The organism is Acinetobacter sp. Tr-809 (assembly GCF_011753255.1).
GTDB lineage: Bacteria > Pseudomonadota > Gammaproteobacteria > Pseudomonadales > Moraxellaceae > Acinetobacter.
This window is the reverse complement of sequence record NZ_VWVZ01000001.1, coordinates 34,056-50,054: the sequence shown is the minus strand read 5'-3', so window position 1 is coordinate 50,054 and position 15,999 is coordinate 34,056. Positions and strand designations below refer to the sequence as shown.

15 protein-coding genes and 1 CRISPR repeat array are annotated in these 15,999 nt (G+C 39.7%); of the genes, 4 read left to right on the top strand and 11 right to left on the bottom strand.

All coding sequences use genetic code 11. The annotated features are described in order from the left end of the window. Positions 1 to 41: 41 nt before the first annotated feature. Complete coding sequence (locus F3J02_RS00250; RefSeq protein WP_167246624.1) at positions 42 to 2,759, bottom strand: autotransporter assembly complex protein TamA; 2,718 nt, start codon at positions 2,757 to 2,759, stop codon at positions 42 to 44. Between the two features lie 162 nt (positions 2,760 to 2,921). Between F3J02_RS00250 and F3J02_RS00245 the strand changes: the two genes are divergently transcribed. After that, positions 2,922 to 4,241 (top strand): MFS transporter, encoded by a 1,320-nt coding sequence (locus F3J02_RS00245; protein ID WP_167246622.1) that lies wholly within the window; start codon positions 2,922 to 2,924, stop codon positions 4,239 to 4,241. Positions 4,242 to 4,244: 3 nt separating this feature from the next. Beyond that, positions 4,245 to 4,880, top strand: a complete 636-nt coding sequence (gene coq7 / locus F3J02_RS00240) for a 2-polyprenyl-3-methyl-6-methoxy-1,4-benzoquinone monooxygenase (protein ID WP_167246620.1) — start codon at positions 4,245 to 4,247, stop codon at positions 4,878 to 4,880. A 60-nt stretch (positions 4,881 to 4,940) separates the two neighbouring features. Here the strand turns inward: coq7 and F3J02_RS00235 are convergent, their stop codons facing one another. The 9 genes from F3J02_RS00235 to F3J02_RS00195 form a co-directional block, all read right to left on the bottom strand. Then, positions 4,941 to 5,399, bottom strand: coding sequence for a hypothetical protein (locus F3J02_RS00235; RefSeq protein WP_167246618.1), 459 nt, complete (start codon positions 5,397 to 5,399; stop codon positions 4,941 to 4,943). Between the two features lie 141 nt (positions 5,400 to 5,540). Beyond that, on the bottom strand, positions 5,541 to 6,092 hold the full coding sequence (locus F3J02_RS00230; protein WP_004806464.1) for a DUF2799 domain-containing protein: 552 nt from the start codon (positions 6,090 to 6,092) through the stop codon (positions 5,541 to 5,543). A gap of 40 nt (positions 6,093 to 6,132) precedes the next feature. Then, on the bottom strand, positions 6,133 to 6,567 hold the full coding sequence (locus tag F3J02_RS00225) for a 2-amino-4-hydroxy-6-hydroxymethyldihydropteridine diphosphokinase (protein WP_167246616.1): 435 nt from the start codon (positions 6,565 to 6,567) through the stop codon (positions 6,133 to 6,135). Further along, positions 6,524 to 6,904 (bottom strand): dihydroneopterin aldolase, encoded by a 381-nt coding sequence (gene folB / locus F3J02_RS00220; protein ID WP_167246614.1) that lies wholly within the window; start codon positions 6,902 to 6,904, stop codon positions 6,524 to 6,526. Before folB ends, F3J02_RS00225 begins: the two co-directional genes overlap by 44 nt. Positions 6,905 to 6,930: 26 nt before the next feature. Next, positions 6,931 to 8,229 carry an ABC1 kinase family protein gene (locus F3J02_RS00215; RefSeq protein ID WP_167246612.1) on the bottom strand — a complete coding sequence of 433 codons (1,299 nt, stop codon included), beginning with the start codon at positions 8,227 to 8,229 and terminating at the stop codon, positions 6,931 to 6,933. Between the two features lie 56 nt (positions 8,230 to 8,285). After that, a complete protein-coding gene (locus tag F3J02_RS00210) occupies positions 8,286 to 9,014 on the bottom strand; it encodes a HesA/MoeB/ThiF family protein (RefSeq protein WP_171526002.1) in 729 nt (242 codons plus the stop codon). Between the two features lie 291 nt (positions 9,015 to 9,305). Continuing rightward, a CRISPR array of direct repeats spans positions 9,306 to 10,715; the repeat unit is 29 nt; unit sequence GTTCATGACGGCATACGTCATTTAGAAAA. 57 nt (positions 10,716 to 10,772) lie between these two features. Beyond that, entirely contained in the window at positions 10,773 to 11,216 is a 444-nt protein-coding gene (locus F3J02_RS18740) for a hypothetical protein (RefSeq protein WP_166936858.1), read from the bottom strand. 57 nt (positions 11,217 to 11,273) lie between these two features. Further along, complete coding sequence (locus tag F3J02_RS00200; protein ID WP_167247826.1) at positions 11,274 to 12,305, bottom strand: lipase secretion chaperone; 1,032 nt, start codon at positions 12,303 to 12,305, stop codon at positions 11,274 to 11,276. A gap of 84 nt (positions 12,306 to 12,389) precedes the next feature. After that, on the bottom strand, positions 12,390 to 13,406 hold the full coding sequence (locus F3J02_RS00195) for a lipase family alpha/beta hydrolase (protein WP_167246610.1): 1,017 nt from the start codon (positions 13,404 to 13,406) through the stop codon (positions 12,390 to 12,392). Between the two features lie 278 nt (positions 13,407 to 13,684). On the opposite strand from F3J02_RS00195, the gene F3J02_RS00190 reads away from it, so the two are divergent. Then, the gene (locus F3J02_RS00190; RefSeq protein ID WP_167246608.1) at positions 13,685 to 14,704 is read left to right on the top strand and encodes a helix-turn-helix domain-containing protein; all 1,020 of its coding nucleotides are present in this window, start codon (positions 13,685 to 13,687) and stop codon (positions 14,702 to 14,704) included. Positions 14,705 to 14,760: 56 nt separating this feature from the next. Next, a complete protein-coding gene (locus F3J02_RS00185; protein WP_167246606.1) occupies positions 14,761 to 15,336 on the top strand; it encodes a flavin reductase family protein in 576 nt (191 codons plus the stop codon). A gap of 40 nt (positions 15,337 to 15,376) precedes the next feature. On the opposite strand, the gene F3J02_RS00180 is transcribed toward F3J02_RS00185, so the two are convergent. Next, positions 15,377 to 15,949, bottom strand: a complete 573-nt coding sequence (locus F3J02_RS00180) for a hypothetical protein (RefSeq protein WP_167246604.1) — start codon at positions 15,947 to 15,949, stop codon at positions 15,377 to 15,379. Positions 15,950 to 15,999 lie beyond the last annotated feature (50 nt).

The following is a 15,999-nucleotide window of genomic DNA, read 5'->3' as shown; positions in this document are numbered from 1 at the left end:
AAATTGTTTTGCCCTGATCAAGTACAGAGCTAAAAAAGTTTTTAAAGCTGTGGACCAATAAAGAAATGTAATCGAATTGGATTATTATCATTCGAAATACCTGATGCGATATCTAATCGAATTGGTCCAATTGGAGATCTCCAGCGGATACCAACACCGACACTGTATTCTGTTGGGTTGCTAAATTGTTTGTCATAAGCATTACCAAAGTCTGAGAACACAGCAGCACGCCAGCCATCTTTAAATTGATAGTTATATTCTAAGGAACCAACTCCTAAGGCTTGCCCACCCAATTTATAGCCATTTTCTTCTGGTGATAAACTCTTATAGTCGAAACCACGTAAAGATTGATCACCACCCGTAAAGAAACGTAAGTTATAAGGCACTTTATTAAAATCATCTGTAAAGATATAGCTGGCATCACCACGCCCAACGAATTGATGATTGTCATTTTCACCCAATGAATAAATGAAACGCCAGCCCGCACTTACAATTGCCATATTGGCATCTGAGAGTAAAGACTCTGTCCCCAATTCCACTTTATAAGTCTGTTTGAATCCGCGCGTTGGGTTTAAACGGGTGTTGGTATTGGTTTTTGATGCTTCATAACCTAACAGCAAAGATTCTTGCTCAGAATCAATTCCTGAAACTTTGAATGCATCAGGCAATTTATCGACATCTACATCACCTTTTTTGGTCAAGCGATCTAAGCGATAACGTAAACCAAAGGTATGTTGCCAGTCCCCCAGTGGATTTTTAATCACACGCTCACCGCCCAGTACAGCAGATTCGACCAATAGGTTTACATCTGGACCAATGTCATCACGAGTTTCGCGCTCATAACCACCAACAAGGTTAAAGTAATCATTTAATGGATGTTTATACGGAATACTGTAACGACCATCAATCGATTGACGGATTTCTGAAACCTCGACGTTGGCATCGAAAGAATGACCATATTTATTGACGATGGCCCGACGATACTGAGTACGAATACGCGCACCAGTATCTGTACCGTAACCAATACCAGTTTCAAGGCTATTTAAACGATCGGCATTCAGCGTCACCACAACAGGAATTTTACGTTCTGCTCGTGCTTGTTCTTCGAGCTTCTGACGTTCTTCATCGTCATCATCATGTGCAGGCGGCATCGGCATTGAACGAGCCAATGCATAAGGTTGTGCAGGTTCAGCACCAGAGAACTGTGATTCATCTACAACATCCTGTGTTACTTCTTGTGCCGAAGTGATTTTTGCACGGGCAAGATCTGCTTTTTGTTGACTATTCATCAATTGTGATTCTTGCACACGTTGCTGATCAACCAAAGCTTGTAAGTCAGGTGGTAAATCCAACGGTGGTTGAATGGCATCCGGTTTGATCGTATCAACCAAGGTATAGTTAAAATAACGGGTATTGGTTAAGTTATTTGCCAAAGCATTGACACGCCAGAAGGCATAATCATCGCCCTCTTTCCAAGGTGCCAAGCTATCTAGGACCTTCTGTGTGAGTGGCAATGGCTTGCTCGGATCACTCATCCGATACTCAACTTTCTTTAATTTATATCGCTCGCCTGTTTCATAATTTAAATTAATTTCAGCAGTTTTTTCTGGTTGTGTGATTTTGACATCATGTAATCGCCAAAATGCATCGAAATAACCGTTATCCGAAGCCACCGTGGTAATTTTGGTTTTGGTTGCTTCATAAGCGCCATGATTAAAAATATCGTCGACATCTTGCTCTGGAATTAATCGAATCACTTGGAATTGCGGGGTATTGGCACCTGCCCCAGTGAATTCAATATTTTGTTCTTTAATCTTAACGGGTTCATTTGGTACTACAATGACTTTCACTTTGCTTTCACTTTCTTTCACAAAAGTATAAGTGGCATTGTAATAACCTACTGCCTGTGCCGCCTGATTGGTTAAAGCACGCAATTGCGGTAAGGCAACATTAAAATCTTCAAAGGATTCTTGAGTGAAGCTAGATAGTTTGGCTTTGATATTCAGTGCCAAAATCGCAGGTGCGCCAGTCACATCTGCAGAAATACGCGGAATTTTATCCGTACTGAGTAAATTATCTGGACGGAAACGATTCACTATTCGTTTAAAGAATCCAACCTTTTCCTGCGGTTGATCAGACTTAGGCTGCAAATCAGCTAATGTTTTACCAGTTTCATTGGCCTCAACCACAATCTTACTATCCGCTTGAATCTCACCCATTAACTGGTCAATATTCAGCGGTGCTTGCTTGATTTCAGTCAGTTCAGTCTGTGATGCGTCAGCAATAATTGGTGCTGGATTCTTTGCAGTATTCTCACGATACGCTTGCGCTTCGTTCTTTGCATCTTCTGCAACACGGAAAATTTCATTTGCCATACCTTGATCCACAGGAATCACAGGCAAATTTTCTAAATTGTCATCCAACTGAATCGGTTTCAATTCGTTAATTTGATTAGTGGATTGTTGTTGTTCTTTTAACGCAGCCAAACTGTCTTGCCCTGGCAATACCCCTTGATCTGCAAGATTGATTGCTGGAACTGTTGGCGCGGCCGCTACAACCGCCAATTCGATCGGTTGTTCGCTCTGTTCAACTGCTTGATTTTCAGGCATAGTTAAATTTTGCTCTTGAGCATAAACACCTGATATGCAAGAACTAATTAAAAAACCACTACAAATAAGTTTAGGAAAACCCTGCATTTTAAAAATTAAATGCATAGAATGAACCAGTGTCGACTGTTTAAACTTCGTTTTAGATGGCATGTAAAACTCTAAATTTGTTTTTTAATTTATCGTTTTTGATGGGTGAAATAACTTCAAATCTTTGATTTTTCATCCAATCAGACCTTGGTATCATACATGCATTTCATCACCTTTTTACAGTTCGTCACATTTTTTTATAAATCACAATGAAGTGAACACACGATGAAACAAGACGAGCACTTAATGACATCACGTCGGTTCGCCCCGATGTTTTTCACTCAGTTCTTTGGCGCACTTAATGATAATGTTTATAAGCAAGCGCTGCTTTTAGTTATTACCTATGGGTGGATTCAACAACAAAGTGCCCCTGTCAGTACCTTAAATAATTTAGCCGCTTTATTATTCATATTGCCCTACTTCTTTTTCTCAGCGACTGCTGGTCAAATTGCCGACAAGTACGAACGATCACAGTTGATTCGCTTTATTAAAATATTAGAAATCGTGATCATGTTGATTGGTACCGCTGGCTTCCTACTTGGAAATTTATGGTTACTCTTGTTCGCCTTATTTTTAATGGGAACCCATTCAACCTGCTTTGGCCCGATCAAATACGCCATTCTGCCTGAGATTTTAAAACCACAAGAGTTAATGTCAGGCAATGCGCTGTTCCAATCTGGCACCTCCATTGCGATTTTGCTGGGGATGATTCTAGGTGGCGCTGTGATTGCTTCTTCTGAAGGCAATCTGTTATGGATCAGTGTCACCGTTGTGGTGATCGCATGCTTAGGCTATTTATGTAGCCGTTTTATTCTGCCACAGAAAGTTGCAGCACCCGATTTAAAAATTGATTGGAACTTCATTCGTACCAGTTTTCAAACCATCAAATATGCGAAAAGTATCCCCGTTGTATTTGTAATTCTGTTAGGTAACTCTTGGTATTGGTTTTATGGCGCAACCTACTTAACCCAAATTCCGCAACTGACACAACAAAACCTACATGCGTCAGAAAATGTGGTAAGCCTGTTGCTTACCTTTTTCTCGGTCGGGATTGGTGTTGGCTCTTTACTTTGCCGAAAAATTGGTGGGTCAGATATTAATATCAAGATGGTGCCTTATGGCGCAATTGGTTTAACCGTTTTTGCGCTATATCTGGCAGCAAGTCTGGCCTTTGTGCCTGAACGTACAGGTGAGTTACTCAGCTTAAAAGATATGTTTACACTCGGTGCCGTCTATTATCATGTGATGTTGGCAGTGACTTTGCTGGGCATTAGCGGTGGATTCTATATTGTGCCACTCTATGCCATGATGCAGGCCTATTCACCACGCTCACACCGAGCGCGTGTTGTCGCTGCAAATAACATTTTAAATGCTGTATTTATGGTCTCTTCCGCAGTTTTTTCAATTTTAATCTTAAGCATTTTAAAAATTGATATTAAAATCTTATTTACCATTACCGCAGTTTTAAGTGCAATTTTTTCATTTTGGTTATTAAAACGCCTAAAACCTTTATTGGAAAATGCTCCCAATACTTTAGAGGATTAATCTATGCGTCATTACACAGGTCTCGATAAAATGATTCATTCGTTTGATCAAGCCTTACGTAGTTTGGTACCAGGTGCAACCAGTGCACAACGGACGAATCCTGCCAATGATGAACCTTCACAACTTTGCGTCAGTGATGCCCGTCATGTTGCAGGTTTGATGCGAGTTAATCATAGTGGTGAAGTCTGTGCTCAAGCGCTTTATCATGGTCAGGCACTCACTGCAAAATTACCGCATGTCCGTGAAGAAATGCAGCAAGCGGCGATTGAAGAGCAAGACCATTTGGCGTGGTGCGAAGATCGTTTAAAAGAACTAGATAGCCACACCAGTGTATTAAATCCAATTTGGTATGGTCTGTCTTATGGTATGGGTGCGATTGCAGGGATTGCAGGCGACAAATACAGCTTAGGTTTTGTCGCAGAAACTGAACGTCAAGTCAGCCAGCACCTACAGGAACATATTCAACAACTTCCTGCACATGATGAACGTTCACGTAAAATTTTAGTCCAGATGAATGAAGATGAATTGCATCATCGTGATACCGCCTTAGAAGCAGGTGGTGTGGACTTACCTGCACCTGTGCGGATTACCATGACTGCCATTTCAAAACTCATGACTAAAACCAGTTATTATCTTTAAGTTATCCAAGGGAATTATTGCAAGGTAATTCCCATTTCTTTTAACTGATACAATCAAAAATTAACGAAAGATAATTTTGCCTTTATCAGTTGAATAACGGTCACTCCAAAAGCTTTGCGACTGCTTATCCAAATCAGTAAAAATCGTGTAGTCGATTTTACCCTGTCTAAAACTTAACTGATCATTCTTCTTTACTGCAATAACACGCGTGTCATTCACCCAAACCCGCTGCTGCTGATCAATTTTAATCAAAGCCAATGTTGTGCCGTCCGATCTTTCTGCAATCCACTGTGGTTGTTGTGTCGATATACTCGAACTAGGTACTTCTACCGTTTGCTCGATAAATCCCGCTTTGCTATTTTCCTCTTTGCTTTTCGTTATATCACAGCCCTGTGCTTCACTGACTTGGGTGCAACCTGATTGTTCTAATTGTTGTCTATATTTGGCATCAATTGCATAGGCTGAGTTCATGCTGCCACAGAGGATAACCCCTACAGCAATAAGTAACTTGGCTTGCATAAATAATTCCTTCATTATTCGCTTGTTATCTATTTAAACATCCTTATATACAGGCGTATGTAACTCAAGTGTGTTTCGTCGCAAACAAAAAATCCATGGACATAGCCATGGATTTTTAAATCATCACTCAAGCATCACTGCTTAATACAAACCATGTTCGGCCTTAAAGCGTTCTAGATTTCGAACAGCTTGATGGTAACGTGACTGTACCCAACTACTATTGATGCGCAAATCATATAAACGTTTTTGATAATCATCCCGAACTTTGCTTGAAAGATCTTTACGTTCCAGCTCTTTCAAATAACGGTTCATATCATTTTGAGAACGATCAAACTCTGAATCTGCTTGATAATATTCATTGGCAACTTGATAGTAGCTGCGCAAGGATTCACGTTTTTCGATTGGACAAACGCGAATATCGCCACGACCTTCGAGCGCTTCACTAAATATAATTTCTGGTCGGCAATAATAGCCTAGACCTTTTTGATACCCTTGCTCATATAACTTTTGATTGGGCACAATATTGGCTTTTTGACAGGAAGAATAGTATTTATCTAAACGGGATTCATGCCCATCGGAGCCATCTCTTTCACCCACATTAAACCAATTTGCTGTTTTGCATTGCTCGACACTCATCGCCGCACAACCCGAAAGTAAAACCGTTAAAGTCGATAAAATTAAAATAAGTTTCATAAAAAACTTCCTATTATTATAGTGTTACTTCATTTAAGTATTACATTGTAATGACAGGATAATGCATGCTTTGAAGATAGGCTAAATCTGCGTGCTGCCATAAATCATATAGAGGAATTTTTACATCCAAAGCCAATGGTAACTTTTTTGGATTAAATTGCATATGATCTAAAGTTTCACCCCATGCGATGACATCAATATCCAAACTGATATGGTGTGATGGACGAACTCGACCAGATTGCATTTCTAATTGTTTAAGGATTTCCGTCACTTCATCGACACAAAGGCGACTCTTTAATAGGCAGGCAGAATTCCAATAATCAGCCCCGATCCCATCCCGACATGGAATTTCATAAATCGGAGAAAATTCCACTGCGCCCAAACTTGAGAGCTGTTCATAAGCAAAAGTGAAATTTTGTTGTTGCTGGACATTACTCGCCAGTGCGAGCGCAAAAATTGTTTCTGTTGCGTTCAAGGCGAATTCCTACTGCATTGGCTTGTGCAATGATGGCGGGTTTGCGAATGGTGATACTGATCGATTCGATCGAGGGGAAAGTCGTAAATAGACATTCAAGTACCAATTGAGCAGCGTGCTCAATCAGTTTCGGTTTCGCCTCTTGTATGACTTGAGCTGCAAGCTCGCAGATTTGCGCATAGTTTAGCGTATCTTCTAGCTCATCCGAGTGTGCAGCTTGTGATAGATCATTATGAATGGTGAGATCTAGCATTAAAGGTTGAATAATCTGGCGTTCCCAATTGAAACAGCCAACCACAGTATCAACCTTCAACCCTTCAATTATAATGGCATCCATAATGACCTAATGAACCGATAAATAAATTAATGCTTTAAAAACGAAGCAGGTTCAATATTGTGAACCATTTTTAAACGTTGGTCAGCATAAATATCGGTATATGGTGCGAGAACACGCATGAAACGATCAAAATATAGCATTTGCTTGAATAGCAAAGCGAAGTCACGCGGGAATTTGATGCCGTGACGCTCGCCTACAGCTACCATGTCCATCATGATGTCATTCAAATCTGCTGGATTGGAATTGAGAATTTCTTGTGGATCTGCCAATAACACACCACTAAATAACCGCTCTAAATCATCAGCCAATACTTGGGTATCAATTTTCTGATGGGTCATGCCCATTTTCAGCATGTTTTCAGCCATTGCGTTGTAATTGGTATGCTGTAAAGCATCCATAAACGCCATACATGCTGTCCATACTTCAGGGTTTAACTGCCCAACAATACCGAAATCAATAAAACCAATACGCCCATCTTCAAGTAACATCAGATTACCTGCATGTAAATCCGCATGGAAACTCTTACATAGCATTAAGCTACCAAACCAAGTATTCATCGCAGTAATCAAGACTTGCGTCGGGTCTTTGGCGTATTGTTTCACCACATCAAAGTCAGTCAATGACACACCATATAAACGCTGCATAGTCAGCACACGGCGAGTCGAAAACTGGTGATAAACTTTTGGCGCAGTTGCAGCTTGGTTACCAGACACATTTAAGTACTGGATAAAATCATCCAAATTCTGAGCTTCTTCAATAAAATCAACTTCACGTACCATACGTGTTTTGATCTCATCCACAATTTCAGAAAGCGATGCAAACTTGATTTTTGGCACAGCTTTTTCTAAAAGTTTTGTCGCCCAATGCACCACATTTAAATCAGTGTATAAAATGGTTTCAACACCAGGTTTTTGAACCTTTAATACCACATCTTCGCCCGTGACTAATCGAGCGGCATGGACTTGCGCAATTGAGGCTGATGCCAAAGGTTTTTCATCAATGAAACTGAAAATTTCATTGAGATTGCGACCTTCGAACTCCTCTGCCAATACTTTTTGAATATAGCTAAACGGTAAAGTAGGCGTTTGATCTAAACAGCCTTGGAATTCCTGAACATATTCGCGTGGGAATAAAGACGGCGTACTGGCAATAAATTGCCCCAGTTTGATATAAGTCGAGCCAAGCGACTCAAAGGTCTCACGCATAAGTTTGGCGTTGCTTGGTTTTTCAGTTGCATATTTCACACCTGCTTGTGCTGCAACCACAACTGTTTCACCAATACGTGCAACAGATCGTAATCCATCGAATAAAATATTTCTTTTCATAATCTTTCTTGCCTCACAGATGGCATTAGTTTAGCAAATTTTGCTCAATTTACCGATCAAGTTGCCTGACAAACTGGACAATTTACATCTTTTTCAAATTTAAGAATGCGTTGCGATAAATTCAAACCATTCCAAAGCAACAGTTTTTGCTTGAGTGGTGTTAAACCTAAGCCTAAAAACAGCAAAGTGTGATGTGCTTGTAATGACGCTATCATTACAGGTGTAGTTGCCAATACACCTGACTCTGCACAGCGTAGGCCTTCATTGGCATGCTCTTCTTTTGGAAAGAGGCATTCATAACAAGCTGAATCCGATTCCACCATAAACATCTGCCCTTCAAAACCGATGGCTGAAGCACTGATGAGTGGTACTTGATGCTTTTTACACACCGCATTGACCAGATAACGGGTGGTAAAATTATCACAGCCATCTAAGACTACATCTTGATGCTGTACGAGTTCATCAGCATTCGTTTCATCGAATCGTATATTTTGATAGCTGACCTGTATATGCGGATTAATGTCTTGTAGATGTTTTGCCAAAATTTCGGCTTTATATCGACCTAAATCATTTGCTGTAAATGCGATTTGTCTTTGGAGATTACTTATCTCAATAGTATCAGCATCAACAATAGTAATTTTGCCCACACCTGCGCGTGCTAGCAGCTCAGCACTGGTACAGCCAATTCCCCCTGCACCGATAATCAGTACATTGGCAAGTTTGAGTTTTTCTTGTGCTTCGATATCCCAACCATCTAATAAAATCTGACGACTATAGAGATGCATTTCCTCATTGCTTAGCTCAAATTCGTTTTCTAAATGGTCTGACACGTGACTTGCTTCTTTATCATCAAGGGTAATGCTGATTTTAAGTCGATGTAGGATTTGAGGAAAGTAATAAATTGGAACGAACACTATTTTCTTTTGACAAAAAGCTATTTTTACCCCAATATTTTTCTTACTCCTTAACAGCTTAATAAAATCAATAAGTTACTATATCAGTTAAAAACTTTGGGTATTTATGCCTTTTTGATTTTAACTTTATGTTTTAGCTTATATTATTTTCATTATTTTATAGTTCATGACGGCATACGTCATTTAGAAATCATGTTTTTTCCAGACTTCAGCTCGGTCCATGTTCATGACGGCATACGTCATTTAGAAATAGAATGCGGTCAAAGTCTAGGCGTTGCGTACGTTCATGACGGCATACGTCATTTAGAAAATGAATACACGTAAACAAGCGGAAAAACTAGCGGTTCATGACGGCATACGTCATTTAGAAAACAATGGGGTCGAGTTCGTAACGCGGACAACGGTTCATGACGGCATACGTCATTTAGAAAAGACAGTCCCTGGTTCATTCGCATAAGCATCCGTTCATGACGGCATACGTCATTTAGAAAATTGCCCCTTCTTCTATCCAATCCGTGCCATAGTTCATGACGGCATACGTCATTTAGAAAAAATAGCACGCTTTTCTGCCGTGACAAAACCAGTTCATGACGGCATACGTCATTTAGAAAATACGCATTTGAGGTATTCACAATTTCATCCAGTTCATGACGGCATACGTCATTTAGAAATGATCTTGGTTATCTAGTAGTAGCAACGAAAAGTTCATGACGGCATACGTCATTTAGAAATGTTTCATTGTCATCAAGTGCTTGGCTTTGGAGTTCATGACGGCATACGTCATTTAGAAAAGCAATGAAGCTCAGTTCCAAATGGGATACAAGTTCATGACGGCATACGTCATTTAGAAACAGCAAAAGTCTTATTTGAATGGATTGTCAGAGTTCATGACGGCATACGTCATTTAGAAATAAACTTGCAAGTACCAAAGAAATACTTTTCCGTTCATGACGGCATACGTCATTTAGAAATAGAATTCCACCCCCCGTTTGCTGCAATCTATGTTCATGACGGCATACGTCATTTAGAAAAACAGGCTCACTTAACATTAGTGACAATACAAGTTCATGACGGCATACGTCATTTAGAAAAGACATTTCTTATCCTGCCTTTCTTAAAGCTAGTTCATGACGGCATACGTCATTTAGAAATCAATCAATGGCTGATAGACATAAACAGGATGGTTCATGACGGCATACGTCATTTAGAAATTATCTTGGATTGTAGGAAGCATTGAATCTCCGTTCATGACGGCATACGTCATTTAGAAAATCAGCAGCCATTGCAGGCGTGATAGAAACGAGTTCATGACGGCATACGTCATTTAGAAATTAGCATGATTCAGATTAAGGTAGTTAATTACGTTCATGACGGCATACGTCATTTAGAAAAAGTCAGCTTCACCACATCATACTTGTTGATTGTTCATGACGGCATACGTCATTTAGAAAAAAGCGCGCGTTAATTGGCGCACAAAACAAGAGTTCATGACGGCATACGTCATTTAGAAAATAAACAGTAAACGCATAATCACCAGCATCAGGTTCATGACGGCATACGTCATTTAGAAAACAAAACCAGCTAGAATATTATGAAATCTTCGGTTCATGACGGCATACATCACATAAATTAATGTTCTAACTGGAGATAAGATTTAAATCGAAAACCACGATGTATCAAAGCATTTAAAGAAATAGGAAATCGAAATCTGGCAGTTTGTAATACTTGAAGAACCCATGTTTTTTCAGCTAAAAATTCAAATAAGATTTTATCATCACATATCCTCGGGCCAGTAAAGATATCTGTCTGATAAGCTAACCCTATCCATAATGACTCCAACAATATATTTTTATCTAGATCGACTAACGCCAAAGTTAAAGTTTCCTCAAAGATACAATCATGGCTAAGGAAAAGAAGATAGCAGTGAGAATATACACAAACTACACCTTCTAAGACTTTACCCTCAACCATAACCCCTGTCTTTTTTCCCCTAACCATGACTTCAGACTGCGGAGAACTATTCGCCCCCATGTCTTGGATCAATGCTAAACCGATATAATCAGCCACATACATATTCAACTTTGCCTAATAAAAATATTACCGATTATATTTCCATCTATTACTTTGACTTTACTTCCGATCATGCATCATTTCATAAGACTGCGCTCTTAATAAATCTTCTTTAGTCCCAAAGGATTGATTACGTAATTGATTAATCGACTGTTGTTTACTGGCATCACTCGCATCACTTTTTAAAATTTGGTCACGTTCAGCCAAATATCCATTCACCTGCGTTTGCCATCCTGCTTCTTCTTGATCAACCTTTTCCAAACGATCAGCTGCATCGGGCCCTAATAAACTTTCACGCATATTGCGAAGCTCTTGTGCAGAACCGCCCTTTTCCCGTACCTCTTGCGTCAGTTGCTGCAATTCAGCAAATTGCATCGAAACCCGAACACCATCAGCCAAAGTTGTTGGAAGTTGATCAATCAATTTCGCCAACTCAGCTGCCTTTTGCTGAGCGGTTAGGGTTTTATTGGCATGGATACGCATTTGATCAATATTAAACTGGTTCAAATTACGTTCATTGCCAAATAAAGCATTGATCTCAGCGGCATTAAAAAACTGCTGTTGTACTTTGTACATCTGCTCAACCACTTTTTGATAACCATCAATATCACCCGTTTTAAAATTACCCATCGGTTTTATATTTTTTAAAGCGTGCGTATAGGCAACATATTGATCTAGCAGATAACTGGCATAACTTGAAGCCGTGTCAGGTAAAGTCGCACTGAGATACTGTCGAATATCGGCAATCAATTCTGTTTCTGTTTTTTCACCTAAACTAGAAAAGAAATAATCAAAACAGCTGCGAATACCAACCGTTAAAACTAATTTACCATTGGCATCAACCTGAATCGGGCAGTCAATTTCGGTGCCTCGCAATGAAGATGCCAATTCAGGCATTTTGCCTTTTTGATTATTTTGCTGACTTGCCTCTAAGCCATTTTCTGAAACCTGTGATTGAGCTTGCTGATTCGGCGCATGCTGGCTATTTTGAGCATCGGGTTTAAATATCCAATAGATTAAAGCCAATAAGAGCAATAAACATGCGATTAAAACTATACTGATGGTTTTATTATTCAAAAATTTACCGTTCATCATCCCTTGCTCTATTTATCATTCTTTCTTTGTTTGAACCGTTAAGAACTAAAGGAGCAACGGATTGCCCCTTTAGCAAATGAATTATAAACCTTGATTTTTTAAACGATTTGCTTGAGTACGATATGGTGTCACTGGGTTTTGTAAGAATCCGACTAAACCGAGGATCTGATTCACTTCATCCAAATGGTTAAATGCATAATTGTCACGAATCACGGTGCCCAAATGACTTGAACAACGCGGCACCAAGCCATCATTTTCACCAGAAATAAGTAAAGAAGTTGCTGTTAATGCATAATCCATTGGATCTAAAGCATTGGTAAATGGACTGGTTCCACTCCATGAATAATAACGCACACCATTGACCAATTCTGTTCCTGAACCACATGCTGTGGTTGGTACACCTGCTGGGAAGCGTTGGTTAAAGTTAGCTGAACCACTGGTGGTTAATGAATTTAAGCCCGCCAGTGCATCTTGATCATAATAATGCCCTGAACCAATACCCACCAATGAGAAGAAGGCATTTACCCCTGCTGCGATCACGGGTGCGAGTACTGGACCCACAGGAGACTTAACCACTGAGTCAACCACATCTGCAACATCAGAACCTTTGGTTGGACCACCCACTGCTGTGACTGACGCAACTTTGTTAGGCAACAAACTTGCGACATAACGAACCGATTGAGAGCCATGACTATGGCCAATTAAGTTAATTTTCTCCGCACCTGTAATTGCCAATACTTGCTTCGCCTGTAGCAACAATTGCTCGCCGCGTACCTCCGATGAATTAAAAGAAGCTTGCTGTGCAACGAAGACATTCGCACCATTACCCACCAAGTCCTCGGTAATGCCATTCCAATATTGCAAAGGACCAACAGCAGAGAAGCCTGCCATCCCGTGCGCAAGTAGAATTGGATACTTGGTTTTTGCATAGCTTGATGTAACACTGGTGCTACCGCCGACTGAACAAGAGTTCACATTACAGTTTTGCCATGATGCCTTTGGTGCAAAAAAATCGAACAAACCTGCATGTACCACAGATCCACTACTCACCAACATGCCCGCCATTAGCGCCATGACATTTAAATATTTTTTCTTCACGTTTTGCTCCTAGCATTTTTCATTTTTATTACAACGATTTAGTCTTTTTCTTCGTATCTGGAATCATTCCGAGCATACAAACGACTGGCAAAAATTATACTCCTTCGAAATATTGTGTGATTTTTAGACTAAAACAAACTGTGCCAAAATCATAACAATTCGTGCCAAAATTACGCTGGATTGAAAAAATTCCGATGAATGCACATTTTCAAATCCATCACTCTGCTTTAATTTCAGAATGAATTGGATCAGCTTTAAAATGGAATTTACTTCGCACTATGAGTATTCCCCGTCTTCATAATCAGCATTTTATTAGCAGCTCTTATGCACACCTACTGAGTGAGGTGGTATCACGATGGAATATTTCAGCTGAAACCTTATTTTGGGGCACTGGTGTTGAGATCGAAAAACTATCTGATCTCAATGATAAAATCAGCCTGAATGCCTTTAAAAAAGTAATTGCCCGAACCATTGAGTTAACACAAGAACAAGGCATCGGTTTTTATGCAGGTACGCAGTTAAAGATTAGTTCACACGGCTTACTAGGTTTTACCGTTGCCATTTCAAAAAATGCTTTAGAAGCCATTGAAACTATTAATCAATTTGTCAGCTTGCAATGTTCATTTGTCGAACTAAATTTTAAAGTTGAAAATGAGCTCGCCTATTACAGTATCGCCTATGATCGTTCCTTGCTGAATTTTAATGATGAATCAGACACAGAAGCCTACGAATTTAGCTGTATTTTCTTTCTGACCGGTTTTGTACATTTAGTCCGTTTCTTTATCCCAGATTTCAAACCAAGTGTTGATCTACAATGTAAATATCCAGCGTATTTTTCTCGTTTTACGGAGATATTGACATCGACTTTTGCAGACATACGTTATGAACAGCCTTATACCCGCTTAATTGCCGCTGCAACTTTTCTAGATGCACCACTCAGTATGGCCGATCCACTCACCGCAGAAAAATTTAAATTACTGTGCCAAAAAGAATTGGATGAACTGCTTGCGACCCAGGATATTTTACAACGGGTTAAATATCTAATTGATGATAAAACAGAAGGCTTACTGAGTATTGATCAAGTTGCTCAAAAGCTAAACCTGACCAAAAGAACCTTACAACGGATGTTGCAAGAAAAAATGATCAGCTTCCAAACTTTGTATGATGAAGTCCGAAAGGAAAAAGCCAAGAAACTGATGCTGAATCCGTTTATGACTAAAGATGAACTTGCTAAAAAATTGGGATATTCTTCTCTCTCAAGTTTTAATCGCGCCTATAAACGTTGGGAAATTGAATAAAGTTTTAGGGAAGTTTATGTAACAATGGAGTGATGTCTCAATCTAGTGGATGTTATATGAGTCACCCAGAAATTACCGCTGTTGAACTATCCAAAGCCTATCGCCTGCTCAATCATGGCCCGACAGTTTTGGTTTCTGCTCAGTATGGGCAAGAACGCAATGTCATGGCCGCAGCTTGGGCCTGTGCTTTAGAATTAACACCTGCAAAGGTCACTGTGGTCTTGGATAAAAGTACCAAGACTCGCCAATTGGTTGAACAAAGTGGCTATTTTGCCTTACAAATTCCCTGCTATGCGCAAATTGATATGGTGCATCAGCTCGGAACTATCAGTCAGTTTGATCAACCGAATAAATTAGAAGATTGTGAAACTGAATTGTTTTACCAAGATGATTTTCCTGTCCCACTAGTAGCAGGTAGTCTGGCTTGGCTAATCTGTAAAGTGATTCCAGAACCACACAATCAACAAGCGCATGATCTATTTATCGGCTCGGTGGTGGGTGCTTGGGCTGATTCACGGGTATTTCGTGATGGGCATTGGCACTTTCAAGAAGCCAGTAAAGCGTTGCGTAGTCTGCATTATATTGCAGGCGGTACATTTTATCTGATTGGTGATGAAGTTAAGGTCAAATAGTCTTTGATATAAGGCAAGGCCAAACCAGCTTTGCCTATTTTTATTGATCATTGATTTTCATCAATTCACGATACATAAGATCTAAAAACTGCTGCTGTTCTTGGTCATTTTTAAAGTAACGTTGATAAAGAACACTACAGCTTTGCACATCAGCAATATTGGCTTTATTAAATGACCAATCCTTTCGATCTATGATGCTGATACCTAGATCATCATCACAGCTCTGCCATAACTGAGAAAACTTGGTTTGTTTATCTGCATCTAGTTTTTTAAAATTTGCATGGACAGAATAACCGCGCATAGCTGAATTAAAAAACTGCGAAATCATGGTGACTGGCACACCACCCCAATCGATGCTTTGACCAATAGGCAATCGAATATCGGTCAATTTATTTTCAGACATGATCTCAGGCTGCTTGCCTTTTTTGAAGTGCTGTTCTTCGTAAACCAAGGTCGTTCCTACTGGGACATAAATTTTTTTAACCAGCATCGGTTGTTGCGTCACATAGTACGGATAATTCGGTCTTGAGTTTCCACCTGTCGGGTTCATATTACCCACACAGCCTGCTAAAGACACAGTCATTGCAGCAGATAAAAAAATCATTGCTTTCATCATCGATTCGGACACAATATCAAATACCAAAGTAAAAACCGTTGTGAGAT